General features: G+C 63.5%; 11 protein-coding genes. 3 read left to right on the forward strand and 8 right to left on the reverse strand.

The window, feature by feature from the left end:
• Positions 1–222 precede the first annotated feature (222 nt).
• A complete protein-coding gene (locus QZ307_RS02445) occupies positions 223–858 on the forward strand; it encodes a TetR/AcrR family transcriptional regulator C-terminal domain-containing protein (RefSeq protein WP_295995317.1) in 636 nt (211 codons plus the stop codon).
• Between the two features lie 265 nt (positions 859–1,123).
• Complete coding sequence (locus QZ307_RS02450; RefSeq protein WP_295995321.1) at positions 1,124–2,335, forward strand: acyl-CoA dehydrogenase family protein; 1,212 nt, start codon at positions 1,124–1,126, stop codon at positions 2,333–2,335.
• Positions 2,336–2,986: 651 nt separating this feature from the next.
• Here the strand turns inward: QZ307_RS02450 and QZ307_RS02455 are convergent.
• Genes QZ307_RS02455 through fixA form a run of 4 tightly spaced genes read right to left on the reverse strand, consistent with a single transcriptional unit; the run spans position 2,987 to position 6,286 of the window.
• Positions 2,987–3,286: a 4Fe-4S dicluster domain-containing protein gene (locus QZ307_RS02455; protein ID WP_295995324.1), complete on the reverse strand. Its 300-nt coding sequence runs from the start codon at positions 3,284–3,286 to the stop codon at positions 2,987–2,989.
• Positions 3,283–4,578 carry an FAD-dependent oxidoreductase gene (locus QZ307_RS02460; protein WP_295995326.1) on the reverse strand — a complete coding sequence of 432 codons (1,296 nt, stop codon included), beginning with the start codon at positions 4,576–4,578 and terminating at the stop codon, positions 3,283–3,285. The genes QZ307_RS02455 and QZ307_RS02460 overlap by 4 nt, the downstream gene beginning before the upstream one ends.
• A 25-nt stretch (positions 4,579–4,603) precedes the next feature.
• The gene (locus QZ307_RS02465; protein ID WP_295995328.1) at positions 4,604–5,488 is read right to left on the reverse strand and encodes an electron transfer flavoprotein subunit alpha/FixB family protein; all 885 of its coding nucleotides are present in this window, start codon (positions 5,486–5,488) and stop codon (positions 4,604–4,606) included.
• 42 nt (positions 5,489–5,530) lie between these two features.
• Positions 5,531–6,286 (reverse strand): putative electron transfer flavoprotein FixA, encoded by a 756-nt coding sequence (fixA, locus tag QZ307_RS02470; protein ID WP_295995330.1) that lies wholly within the window; start codon positions 6,284–6,286, stop codon positions 5,531–5,533.
• 295 nt (positions 6,287–6,581) lie between these two features.
• Between fixA and QZ307_RS02475 the strand changes: the two genes are divergently transcribed.
• Positions 6,582–7,367 (forward strand): enoyl-CoA hydratase-related protein, encoded by a 786-nt coding sequence (locus QZ307_RS02475; RefSeq protein WP_275207651.1) that lies wholly within the window; start codon positions 6,582–6,584, stop codon positions 7,365–7,367.
• Between the two features lie 777 nt (positions 7,368–8,144).
• On the opposite strand, the gene QZ307_RS02480 is transcribed toward QZ307_RS02475, so the two are convergent.
• From QZ307_RS02480 to caiB, 4 genes are all read right to left on the reverse strand, one after another.
• Positions 8,145–9,560, reverse strand: a complete 1,416-nt coding sequence (locus QZ307_RS02480; protein ID WP_295995334.1) for an MFS transporter — start codon at positions 9,558–9,560, stop codon at positions 8,145–8,147.
• Positions 9,561–9,774: 214 nt separating this feature from the next.
• A complete protein-coding gene (locus QZ307_RS02485; protein ID WP_295995337.1) occupies positions 9,775–10,647 on the reverse strand; it encodes a MaoC/PaaZ C-terminal domain-containing protein in 873 nt (290 codons plus the stop codon).
• An 18-nt stretch (positions 10,648–10,665) separates the two neighbouring features.
• Positions 10,666–12,261, reverse strand: coding sequence for a crotonobetaine/carnitine-CoA ligase (gene caiC / locus QZ307_RS02490; RefSeq protein WP_295995340.1), 1,596 nt, complete (start codon positions 12,259–12,261; stop codon positions 10,666–10,668).
• A 37-nt stretch (positions 12,262–12,298) separates the two neighbouring features.
• Positions 12,299–13,513 carry an L-carnitine CoA-transferase gene (gene caiB / locus QZ307_RS02495; RefSeq protein ID WP_295995343.1) on the reverse strand — a complete coding sequence of 405 codons (1,215 nt, stop codon included), beginning with the start codon at positions 13,511–13,513 and terminating at the stop codon, positions 12,299–12,301.
• Between the last annotated feature and the right edge of the window lie 5 nt (positions 13,514–13,518).

The raw sequence follows: 13,518 nt of genomic DNA on the forward strand, positions 1-13,518 counted from the left end.
TAATTCTGTGTATTCTTGTATCGGCTTTTATCGTTGAACTATAGGATTTATCGCCAAATTTAATAGGTTTTGCCCATCAATTGGGACATTTTTAATGGTTCATTGCAAAACCTATTACACATTTGATTAAATATGTCCTAAACCTGAGCGAAATTGCGTATAATAGGCCCGGAAGCTTTCCGAGGAGAGGAAGGATGCTGCGAGATGAACGCCCTCAATACTATGCTTCTTATTTCAGACGCGTTCGTGTCCCTGTGCGATGAGATGCCGCTGCGCAAGGTGTCCATCAGCGACATCGTCGAGCGCACCAACAAGAATCGCAAGACGTTCTACTATCACTTCGAGAACAAGGACAAGCTCATCATCTGGATCTTCCGGTACGACCTGGGACAAGTGCTCAAGCAGCACTTCTCGGAGTCGGTGCTGCTTTACGAGGACGACGCCGAAAACCCCTGCGCCCGCTTCCCCTACTATATTATGCAGAAGTCCGGCGTGCGCTCTTTGGACCACGCTGAGTTCTTCGAGTGCTTCGCCGAGGTGCTGGAGGGACGCCGCAACTTCTACCGCCAGGCGCTGGTGGACAACGGCCCCTATTCCCTGCGGAACTACCTCTACGCGCTTTATCTTGACGCCATGAAAAAGGACATCGACATCATTTTGTCCAACCGCTACCTGCCGCGCGAGAACATCGACTTTTTGGCCGAGTTCTACACTTGCGCGTTTCTGTACTACTACATCCGCCGCTGCGACCAGAACTCCGTCGAGCATCTGGCCAGCGACTGCGGTCCTTTCGCCAACATCATTCACAACTCCCTGGAAAACGAGATCAAAGAGGCGCAGATGCGCCGTAATCTCTAGGCGATTCAGAACCTAAAACACCCGTGTCGCCCCCCTTCCGGGCGGGCGCCGGCGCGTCGCAATCTTCAAGCGCCCCAAGGCGGCTAGGCCATAGACGCCGAGGGGCACATTATAGAAAGCGCCTATGGAACAGGACGAACATGGGCGCGTTTCCCATTAGACTTTTTGCCTCTCAGGCTGGCAAACTGTTGATAAGGCATAACGCGGGCAGCGCGTCGGACGCGTCGGCTCGCCGGAGCGAGGGTAAGAACGACAAGGAGAAGCTATGAAGTTGACTGAGCAGGAGTTCCGCGCATTCCTCAAGACCGTCCGCGAGCTGGCGGAGGGCCCCTTCGAGGAGATGCAGAAAGAGGTGGAGGTCACCAACAAATTCCCCCAGGAATTCATCGACATGGCCATCGCCAACAACCTGTACCGCTACGCGCTGCCCGAGGAGTACGGCGGCTGGGGCTTCAACGAAAAGGAAATCCTTCAGGTGCAGGAGGAGTTCTCCCGCGGCCCCGGCGGCATGCGCATGCATCTGCACTACGCGGCCGATCTGAACTGGCGCATCCTTGACGACTACGGCTGCGACGAGCTGAAGGCCGAGTTCATGCCGCAGTTTGCCGACAAGTCCGTGTTCACCTGCTTCGCCTTGACCGAGCAGACCGGCGGCACCGGCGCCGACGTACACACCACCGCCGTGAAGGACGAGAACGGCAACTGGGTTCTCAACGGCGAGAAATGGCTCATCTCCCACACCGACGTGGCCCAGTACGCCTACGTCATCGCGCAGACCGACCCCGAGAAAGAAGGCGACGAGCGCCTTTCCGCCTTCTGGGTGCCCATGGACGCCCCGGGCTTCGAGCTGGTGCCCATGCCCCACATGATGGGCTGCCGCGGCGCCGGCCATGCCGGCTTCAAGATGACCAACGTGGTGCTGCCGCCCAAGTTCCTGCTGGGCAAAGAGGGCCAGGGCATGGAAGTGGCCATGCACTCGCTGGCCGTCTCCCGCGTGCACATTGCCGATTCCAACCTGGGCATGTGCCAGCGCATGCTGGAGATTTCCATCGCCCGTGCCCGCGATCGCGTCACCTTCGGCAAGCCCATCATGCAGCGCCAGGCCATCAAGATGAAGCTGGCGAACATGGCTACCATGATCCACGCCCTGCGCTGCATGGTCATCGAGTTCGCCGACGAGTACGACAAGGATCCCCACGGCCCCTACATCGCCGAGAAGGCCGCCATGTGCAAGCTGTTCTCCATCGACACCACCCGCGTGGTGTCCGACGAGATGCTGGAGATCTTCGGCGGCGACGGCTACTTCGAGGACTCCCCTTACGGCCCCACCGAGCGCCTGTACCGCGACGTGCGCGCCATGTGGCTGGAGGAGGGCGCGCCCACCATTCAGCGCATCACCATCGCCCGCGAGATGGACAAGCACAACGGCATCGTGGAATACCCCGAGCAGAACTGGATTGCGGGCACGAACCTATAGGCTCAGCCGCGCAACTGGCGCGGATGCGCGAGTCTTACCAACGCGAGCAACGCTCTAACCCGCATTACGTCCCCCGGACAAGCGAAATGGCCCCGAAAGGGGCCATTTCTTGTTGGTGCGGCAGAAAACGTAGGCGACATTCCTCCAAGTTCCAAAACATCCAGGCAACATCCCCCCTAAGCTCCAGAACTAAGTTCCAGAATCGGGCGGTTTGGTTCCCTCGTTGCCATGGAAGGTAAAAGCTGACCTGGTGTTTTACTCGTAATAAGTACCAAATCGACCGATTTTGGCTTCCCACAGGGAACCAAACCAGCCATTCCTGGAACCTAGGAGGGGCGCCTCCACCAGCACCGCGCCCGCTTGCTCGGCCTTCGGCCTTGCGCGCGGTTGCTAGGCGATTGCGGGTTGCTCCACCAGTCCGCGGACGGGGGCGGTGTCCCGCTCCGGGCACGCGCCGCTCCGCTGCTCGCTTCGCTCGGGCGCTGCGCTCCCTCATGCTTTCACTTTGCGGCCTTCGGCCGCCTTTTCAAGGCAGTGTTCAGACGGTGCCCTCCGGGGACGCCGCCCCCGCCCGCTGCTCTGCCATATTTGCATAGAGGCCCCGTCGCCTGCGCGACGGGGCCTCACTTGGTTCCGCGGGTGTCCTTACTCTTACCCGAAGCGGTACTCCACTCCCATGGTGGGCTGGGGGTTCTCCCACTTCTTGACGATGGTGTCCTCGCAGGCGATGCGGCAGGTGCCGCACTCGAGGCAACCGGCGTAGTCGAAGCTGGTGGCGCCGTTCTCGTCGATCTTGTACAGGGCCGCGGGGCAGACGCGCACGAGCTTCTTGAATTCCTCGATGTCCGGATCCTCCACGAGCTCGATGTGGGCGTTCTCTTCGTCCACCTCGTACTTGTTCACGGCGATGAGCTCGTCAACGTTCACCGTGATCGGTGCGATCTGACTCATAGGGCCTTCACCGCTCCTCTCATGTCGCGGGCCAGCTTGAACAGGCCGCGCTTCTTCACAATGGGCATGATGCGCTTGGTCAGGTGCTGCTGGGGCTGGCCATCCACGCAGAACATCGCGTTGAAGATCTCGCGCACCATGACCGGGTAGTCCGTGAACATGGCGTCCCACTCTTCCATGACGTGGGGCCACTTCTGGAAGGTCTCCAGGTCCTTGATGACGAAGGAGTTCTCCATGCGGGTCTTGTAGCCGTTAAGGCCCGCGGCGCTCGTGTCGCCGGCGTCCAGGGCCTCGACGGCGGCCTCGCCGGCCATGCGGCCGGAGGCCACGGCGAAGTCCATGCCGCGCACCTGGTAGCCCATGTTCATGCACAGGCCCGCGGCCTCGCCGGCAACCAGGGCCCCGTCGAACACGTACTGCGGGATCATGTTGTAGCCGCCCTCGGGCACCATATGGCCCGAGTGCTCCACCATCTTCGCACCGCGGATGATGGGCGCCACGGCCGGGTGGTTTTTGAAGTCCTCGAGCATCTGGTACACCGGCGTGGGGTTGTCGGCCTCGGCAGCCGTGGAGATAGTGGCCACGAGCCCCAGGCTGATGGAGTCCTTGTTCGTGTACAAAAAGCCGCCGCCCACCTTGCCGTGGGTGCAGTCGCCCACGAACAGCATGGCCGCGCCCTCGCCCTCGGGCACGAGGAACCGGTCCTCGATGACGTTCGCCGGAAGCTCGAACACTTCCTTGATGCCCACGGCCATCTGGTTGGCCTTCGGGCGCGGGTTGCCCAGGCTGCGCTCGCACAAGAGCGAGTTCACGCCCTCGGCCACGATGACCACCTCGGCGGTGATCTCGTCCTCGCCGGCGCGCACGCCGACGACCTTGCCGGACTCGTCGCGGATGAGCTCCTCCACGGCGATGCCGCAGATGTACTCGGCCCCGGCCTCCTCGGCCTTCTCGGCCAGCCACTGGTCGAAGGGCCCGCGCAGCACCGCGTAGGAGTCGGCGCCCTCGCGCGCCAGCTCGGGGCTGGTGAAGTCAACGGTCATGGATGAGGCGGGGTCCATCAGCGCGATGCGCTCGTGGGTGATCTTGCGCTCGAGCGGCGCCTCTTCCTCGAAGTTCGGGAACACCGGCTTCAGGGAATGGCTGTAGATGCGGCCGCCGGTCATGTTCTTGGCGCCGGCGAAGTTGCCGCGCTCCACCACGAGCACGCTCTTGCCCGCCGAGGCCGCCGTGTAGGCCGCCACGGCGCCGGCGCAGCCAGAGCCGACGACGATGATGTCGAAGTCTGCCACTTCTCTCTCCTTTACCTTGGAAGGCCTACAGGGCCGCGATCACCGCGGGCATCACGTCGGCGATGTCGCCCACCAGGCCGTAGTCGCACTGCTTGAACACCGGCGCGTTCTTGTCCTTGTTGATGGCGAACACCGCGCCGGAGCGGTTGCAGCCCACCATGTGCTGCATCTGGCCGGAAATGCCGCAGGCCACGTATACCTTCGGCGTGAGCATGAGGCCAGACACGCCCACGTAGGTGCTCTGGGGCATCCAGTCCACGCCCTCGGTCAGCGGACGGGAGCAGGCCACGCCGCCGCCCAGCTTGTCGGCCATCTGACGGGCCCAGTCAAGCTGCGCTTCCTCGGTGAAGCCACGGCCAGCGGCCACCACGGCGTCAGCCTTGAACAGGTCCGCGCCGCCCTTCTCGCGCACACGGGAAGACTTCAGGCGCAGCGGCTTGGCCGGGGCCACCCAGGCGGCCTCCTCCACGGTGCCGGCACCGGACGGGGTGGCTTCGGCGAAGGTGCCGGGAGCCACGGTATAGAACGCCACGGCACCCGCGGGTTTCTGCACGCGCTCGCCCACGCCACCGAAGTACAGGCTCTCGGCGCCCTCGGAGGTGATGGCGCTCACGTCGGTGATGACCGAGGCGCCGACAGCGGCGGCCACGCGGCCCACCACGGACTTCACGTGGCGGGTGGGTTCGGCCAGCACCACCTGCGGCTGCTCGGCATCGAAGACGGCCTGCACCGTGGCAGCGGCGTCGTCGGCCACCGCGCCCTCGGGCACGTTCACCACGACGGTCTTGTCAGAAGCGCCCTCGGGGGTGGCGCCGAAGGTGACGAGGACCACCTCGTCGGCCAGGGTGCGGGCGCCGGCGGCAAGCTCCACGGCGGCGTCGGAATGCTCGGCAATTACCAGTGCTTTCATAATCAGCTCTGCCTTTCTTCTTGAATGAAAACGGGAATCGACTTAGAGGGCGGCCTTCAGGGCGGCCACGAACTGCTCGATGGCGCCATCGGCGGAGGCGTCCTGCACGTTGCAGGCGCGCTCGGCCTGCTGCGGCGCGGCGCAGGAGACTACCTCGATGGTGCGCTCGGCGGCCACGGGAGCGCCGGACACCTCCATGGGCTTCTTGCCGGCAGCCAGGATGTCCTTCATGCCGGGAATGCGGGGCTCGGCCACATCGGGAGACACGGCCACCACGGCAGGCAGCGGCACTTCCACTTCCTCGATCACGTCTTCCAAGGTGCGCTCCACCACAAGGGCGTCGTCGGCGGCCTCGATGCGGGTGACAGCGTTCACCGAGGGCACGCCCAGAGCCGCGGCCAGCTGCACGTCCACCTGCTGCGCGTAGTCGTCGGCCGAGCCGTCGCCGCACAGCACCACGTCGTAGTCCATCGTGCCCAGCACGGCAGCCAGCTGAGCGGCAGTGCCGTGGGCGTCCAGGCCGGCGCAGGCGTCGTCGGCCACCATGCGCAGCGTGTCGACGCCGCGGGCCAGCACGTTCTTCTTCAGCTTGGAGTCATCGATAGAGGCGTCGCCCACGGTCAAGGCGGTCACCGTGGAACCCGGGTTGGCAGCGGCCAGGGCCGCGGCCGCCTCGATGGCATTCAGGTCATAGGCGGACACAATGCCCTTGGCCTTCGAGAAATCCAGGGAGCGATCGGCACCGATCTGGATGTCCTGGTCGTCGGGCACCACCTTGAATGCTACGACAATGTTCATCTGCGCACCTTTCTCTTCTTGCTTTCGCGAAATGAAACAACCTTGGTTCGTGAAGGAGCGCCGCTCTCTCTTCGACGCCGCTTCGTTGCCCCCATCTTCGCCCGCCGAGCGACCCCCGTCATCGCCAAAACCCCGTGAAACTCTCACTACTTAAAAACATGCGACCCCTTATTACCTGGCGATTTACCCGATACGCAACAACTAGTGATGCCCTGTCAATACCGTCCCCGTACTATCGAAGAAGCGGTGCAAGAGGAGCACCGAGAAGGAACTGTCGCCCTATAAGGAGGAACGCATGACTGATTACTTTGGTACCGACACCGTCGTATCCGAGCTGCGCGAGGACGGTCTGCTGATCATCCGCATCAACCGCCCCGATGTAGCCAACGCCCTGAACGGCGTGACCTCGGCTGCCATGGAGAACATCATGAACCACGCCGAGACCGATGCCGCCGTGCGCGCCATCATCGTCACCGGCACCGGCAAGGTGTTCTGCGCCGGCGAGGATCTCTCCGAGCTTTCCGAGGGCGGCGAGTGCCAGACCGTTACCGAGCACGGCTTCGGCGGCTTGACCGCGCGCCTGTGCTCCAAGCCCGTCATCTGCGCCTGCAACGGCTCGGCTGCCGGCGGCGGCATGGAGATCGCCCTGTCCTGCGACATGGTGGTGGCCGCCGAGAACGCGAAGTTCGGCTGCACCGAGGTCGGCCTGGGCATCATCGCCTCTACGGGCGGCATCGTGCGCCTGGCCCGCGACATCAACCGCAAGGACTGCATGGAGCTGCTGCTCACCGGCAAGAAGATCAAGGCCCCGGAGGCCAAGGCCCTCGGCCTCATCAACTATGTGGTGCCCGCCGAGGAAGTGCTCGACCGCGCCATCGAGCTGGCCGAGGAGTGCCTGAAGAACGCGCCACTGGCTCTGAAGTGGACCAAGTTCATCGTGCACGCCGCCGACCAGATGTCCGAGGAGGACGCCATGCGCTTCTCCGACGCCGCCTACCGCTTCCTGGAGAAGACCGACGACGGCATCGAGGGCCCGGCCGCTTTCGTCGAGAAGCGCGCCCCCCACTGGACCGGCCGCTAAACCAGGCGTCCGCTGCGGCCAGAGCATCCGTCGATGCTCAATGCTCGCGGATCAGCGCTCGCAATCCAGGGCGCGCCGCAAAAGCCACCGCCTTCCAGCAAAGAAAGCCCCGCAATGCGGGGCTTTCTTTATGTTTGGATCCCCTCTATTCCCGTCTAACATGCGCGCATTAGGGCGTATAGGATAAAAGTGCGTCCGATTTAGGGCGCTGACGCAGGTCAGCGTCCTATTTTTATGGAAAGGTCAATCGCGCTGACTTTTTCATTTGGACAGAACGTGCGTCTAGATATCGGCTACGCTCCTGATGGGCTACGATAAGTCGCGTAGAGAAGTCGCTCCGAGCCAAGGGATTCCCGTGAAGACAAATTGGCCAATTAGAGACCGTTTTCCATTGCCTTTGCGTCAATAAGAGATTTCTGGCCAAGCACAACGCATTTTCCTTCAATTCTCTGGCCAAATGCAGGGCGTTTTCCATCCGTGTTTTTCAGCCCACACATAAAGCCTGGTCAAAACGTTAGGCTCCAAGAGAAGCTTTCTGCATTTTGCCGAAATTGAAGGAAATCGCACGCTGTTTGGCCATCAAGCGCCCTTTTTGCCCGCAAGAATGGAAAAGGGCCCTTGATTGGCCACTCGCAAGCAGGATTCTCCCCTATCGCGTTACCTCCCCGACAACTTCCATCCCCTCTCGGGGCTTAGAGGGGATTCCCTGCTTCCCTGCTTCCCTGCTTCCCTGCTTCCCTGCTTCCCTGCTTCCCTGCTTCCCTTTGCGCCCTTTTCCTATAGGCGGCTGGCCTCGGCGAGGGACTGGCCGCGGGTCTCTGGAGCCATAGCAACCGAGAGCCCCAGGCCCAGCAGTACCAAGGCGGCGGCCACCAGCATGGTGGGGCCTACGCCGAACGCGGCCAGGAACAGCGGCGTGCCGTAGGTGGACACGATGGTGCCGATGCGCGAGATGCCGATGGCAACGCCCACGGCCGTGGCGCGCACCTCGGTGGGAAACAGCTCGTTGGGATAGAGCCACTGCAGAATGCCCGGGCCACCGCTAAAGAACGCGTACAGCCCGAACGCCAACACGATCACCCAGATCGGCGCCGTGGGGAACACGCCTAGGATCACCAGGCCCACGGCCATCAGGGCCAGCGACCTGATCAGCAGGGGTCGGCGCCCCAGGGAATTCAGCCAGAACATGGCGGGCACGGTGCCGATGAGGAAGAAGAGGCTCACCACGGCCTCGCCTAGGATGGCGTCGTCGCCCTGGCCCAGACCGAAGGCACTCATAATGTCTGGGCCGAAGGTGTAGATAGCATACATGGGCACCACCTGACACAGCGTGAGAATACCCAGGTACACGATGCGCTTGCCGTAGCCGCCGCGGAATACTGCCAGAATGCTCGTCTTGGCTTCGGGCGCCTCCACTTCGAGCACCACGCCCTCGCCGAACACGCGCTCCACTACCTCTTCGGACTCGCGCACGCGTCCCTTGGACAGCAGCCATAACGGCGACTCGGGGATATCGTGACGCCCCACCAGCAAGATCACGCAGGGCACGACCGCCGAGCCCAGCATCCACTGCCAGCCATTCTCGACGCCGTACAGGAAAAAGCCCACGAAGGCCGCCGCCGTGGCGCCTAGATACCACGCCGCCGACACCATGCCCATGGACACCGAGCGATGCTTCTTGGGCGTGAACTCGGCAATAAGCGAGGTAGCGATGGGATAGTCGGCGCCCACAAACACGCCGATGAAGAAGCGCGCGGCCACCAGCTGCCAAGGCTCGGTGCAGAACACACTCAGCAGCGAGAACAACCCGATGGCCACCAAATCGATGATGAACATCTTCTTGCGTCCAATAAGGTCGGTCAAATAACCTCCCCCGATGGTACCCACGAAGATGCCCACCAGCACCGAAGCACCGATTGCGGCACTCCATGCGTCGGAAAGGCCGAACTGCGGAACAATCTGCGTCAGGGCCACGCCGATAAGCGACAGGACATAGCCGTCGAGGAAGGCGCCCCCGCTCGAGAAGAGCGTGATCTTGCGCAGAAACGGCGTCATGGCCACGTCGTCCATGGTCTTCTTGGCTGTGCGCTTCACGCGCTGGGCCATCTCGCCGCTCATCTCGCGCACGCACTCCCCCGCCTCGCCAGCCGGGGGGCTGACCACCTGCGTTGCCGCTTTCACGTTCGAAGCCATGGGATGCTCCTTTCTGCCGGCCTATCGCGGCAGCCTCGCTTGCTGCCAACGTCTCATGGCAGCTTTGTCTACGACTGCCGTCATCGGGCAGCCGTTTTGTTGAACCCTGCCACCTTCTTGCGGCAGCACCATCCTTCAATCCGTGAATTGCTCACGCGAGAAAGGGTGTGCCCTTCCAGAGCGCCGCGATTCGCAAACCCAAAGGACGGCAACCCTACTCCCACTCGACGATGCCGTAGTTTAGGTGCGGCTTCGCGCCCGTCTCGTCGGCATCGGCGTCCACCAGCTGGAAGCGAACTTCCTTCTCCCCCACTTGCCACATACGGGTCTCAAGCGTCGTGCCCGGCAGCACCGGCGAGGTGATGCGCGTCTTGAAGCGACGCAGGCGCTCGGGCTCACCGGGGAAGAACGCGCTAATCACATGGCGCATGGAGAAGCCGCCCAGGGCCACGCCATGGGCGATGGGCCGCGCCAGGCCCGTTTGCTCGGTGTAGGCAAAGTCGATGTGCTGCTGGTGCCAGTCGCCCATGAGGCGGTAGATAAGCGGCATGTTGAGCGCCATGGTCTCGCGCACCACGACATCGGGCGCGCCTTCGGGCATCTCCACGCGATCGGCCGGCGGCTTCGGGCCGCCCCAGCCGCCGTCGTAGATGCATACGTCCCAGGTCTCGGTCTCGCACGCCAGCACGCCATCAGAGCGGTAGGAGCGGCCCGTCTGCTTCGACAGGCAACCGCGCCCCTCGCCGCGGTCGTACAGAGCATCTTGAGTGACAAACGTCTCAATGCGGTCGTTCATGAAGAACGGCGCGTGCACCCGCAGCTCGAAGCCGTAGTGCAGCGAGCCGTCGTAGTTGTAGCCGTAGTCCAGGGTGCGGGTCATCTCCTCGTGCACTGTCAGCGGCACACCGAAGATGGGCAGCACCTTCAGCGATGGCGTAGCCGCATCGTGCTCGTTCACATACTGCAGGTCGGTGACGCCGTCGTAGGCCGCGTTGCAGCCGAGCGCGCAAATCTCCAGGTCTCGGAAGGTATACTCCCGCACGAAGGGACCGAATTCCTTGCCGACGATAGCGGTGCTGATACTCATGGGTCTCCTCCTTCGCGCTTAGCGCAGCAGCTTCTTCTCGATCTTCAGGGAACAGGTGCGCGGGAAGGTGGCCACGAACTCCACAAACTCGGGCACTTTGAAGGCGGCCAGGCGCTCGGCGCACCAGGCACGCACTTCCTCGGCGTCGAGTGAGGCACCCTCGGCCGGCAGCACGAAGGCCTTCACGGCCTGGTCGCGCACGGGGTCGTCCACCCCGATCACCGCCGCCTCCTCGATGGCGGGATGCTCCACCAGCACGTTCTCGATCTCAGTGGTGGAGATGTTCTCGCCGGCGCGCTTGATCATGTTGGCCTTGCGGTCCACGAAGAAGAACCAGCCGTCGATATCGCGATAGCCCCGATCCCCTGTGCGCAGCCAGCCGTCCTCGGTGAACGTGCGGGCCGTGGCCTCGGGGTCGTGGTAGTACTCGGCCATGATGGTGCGGCCGGGCACGCCCTTCACCTGGATCTCCCCCGCTTCGCCCACGGCGGCCTCGCGCCCGTCGTCGGCCATGATACGCACCTCGTAGCCCAAGCCGGGCCGGCCGATGGACGGCCAGCGACGCGGGCCCAAGGGCGGGTCGGTCAGCACCCAGCACACCGTCTCCGTGGAGCCGTAGGTGTTCATGAGGCGCACGTTGAAGCGGCGCTCGAAGGCCTCTTTCTCCTCGTCGGTGACGGAAAGGAAGTACAGCATCTCGCGCAGGCAGTGGTCCTGCTCACCGGGCTGCACCGGCTGCACCATCATGGTGCGTAGCATCATGGCCACGCACTGGGCCACGGTGGCGCGGTAATCGCGCACCTGCTGCCAGAAGCGGCTCGCGCTGTACTTCTCCACCACGATGAGCGTGGCCCCAGCCACGAGCACCGGTGTAAGCGCGGCCAGCTGGAAGTTGGAATGGCACGCGGGCATGGTGGTCAGCAGACGGTCGCGCGAAGCCAGCGACGTCTCCCAGCAGCCGTACAGGCCCGAGTACAGCAGGTTCGCGTGGGTGAGCACCACGCCCTTGGGGTCGGCGGTGGTACCCGAGGTGAAGATGATCTCGGCCGGGTCGTTCGAGGACAGCGGCCGCTCCTCCCGCAGCACGGCCGGCTGGGCCGCTCGCTCGGCATCGAAGCAGCGCACGGCCCCTCCCTGCTCGTGCGCCCGACGCGCGGCGGCCGGCCAGTCGGCCTTGCCGCGAGAGGCCCGGGCGATCAGCAGTCCCTTGGGCAGGTAGTCGCCCGTCTGGGACAGCTCGGCGTACAAGCCAGCGAACTCGGCCTCTACCACCGCACAGGTGGCGCCCGTGCGCTCCAGCACGAAGGCGGCCTCGGGCTTCAGGTACTGCTCGTTCATGGGCACGGCGATGGCGCCGATCTTCGCCAGACCGAACAGGCACAGCATGAACTCGGGGCAGGTGTGCATCTGCACGGCCACGGTCTCGCCAGGCTGCACGCCGAGGGAAAGGAACAGGTTGGCCGTGCAGTTGATCTCGTCGTCGAAGGCGCGGTAGCTGTGCGTGGTCACCGCTCCGTCGCGGTTCTGGAACTCCAGAAACGTGGCGTCGCCGCGGCTTTCCCGCAACCGCTCCCACAACAGCCGCAGATTATCGTCTCCCACAATATCGGCCATGGCCCTGCTCCTCCTCTCGGCTCTCGTTTGCGAATAGCTACTCGGCGACCTTCACCACACCGTCAGCGGCCAACTGGTCGATCTGCTCGCGGGTGTAGCCGAGCTTCGTCAGCACATCCACGGTGTCGCCGCCGTGCTCGGGCATGGGACGCCAAATCTGGCCCGGGGTCTGCTCGAAGCGGGGCATCGGGGACAGGCCCTTGAAGGTCTCGCCGTCCTTGGTCTCCCACTCCACGAAGTTGCCGCGGGCGGCCATGTGCGGATCGGCCACCATGTCCTCGAACTCGTAGACGCTCTGGGCGGCGATGGCATGCTCGGCCAGGATGTCCTCCAGCTCGGTCTTGGTGCGCTCGGCAAGCCACGCCTCCAAGCGCTTCTCGAACTCCTCGGCGATGGGCATGGACAGCCACAGCGATGCGGTGTCCTCGGGCAGGTCGGGGGTTCCCCACTGATCGCCCAGGCCCAGCTCCTCGATAATCCACTTGTTCTGGCGAATGCCGAAGAGGTTGAGCGCGATGAAGCCGTCGGCGCACTTGTACACGCCGATGCCGCACAGGTTCTGGTTGCGGGCGCCGGCGCGCGGCCACTTGATGCCCTCGTTCAAGAAGTCCACCAGGTAGTACTGGCTCATGTACATGATGCCCTCGTACATGGCCCAGTCGATGGACTCGCCCTCGCCGGTGCGCTCGGCCTTGCGCAGGGCGGCCAGCGAAGCGGCAATGAGCAGGTAGGAGTTGATGTAGTCGCCGGAGTAGGGCATGGTGATCATGGGCTGCTCAGGCGTGCCGTTCTGGCAGGTGAAGCCGGCGTAGGGGCCCACGGTGCCGTCATAGGCAGGGCGCTTCACGCGGTCGGGGTCGCCGAACTTGCCGAAGCCGGAGCAGTGCACGATGATGAGCTTCGGGTTCACGGCCCACATATCCTCATCGGTAAAGCCCTTGCGATCCCAGGTGCCGCCCTTAGAGGACTCGAAGAAGATGTCGGTGTCCTTCAGCATCTTCAGCAGCACTTCCTTGCCCTCGGGCGTGAACTGGTTCAGACCCACAGAGCGGCAGTTGCGGCGCTCGGCCTGAGCGGCGTTCTTGGCATCGCGCACGGTGTCACCGTAGCCGGTGTTCTCCAGCCAGGTCACATCGGCGCCCCAGTCGGCCATGATGTTGCAAGCACGGGGAATAGCCTCCTCCATAGCCGCAAAGACAACCTTCACATCATCGAGAACGCCAAACGAAGGCTTTTCAGTAGGCAGAGACATAGGTA

This window comes from uncultured Adlercreutzia sp., from assembly GCA_910585575.1.
GTDB lineage: Bacteria > Actinomycetota > Coriobacteriia > Coriobacteriales > Eggerthellaceae > Adlercreutzia.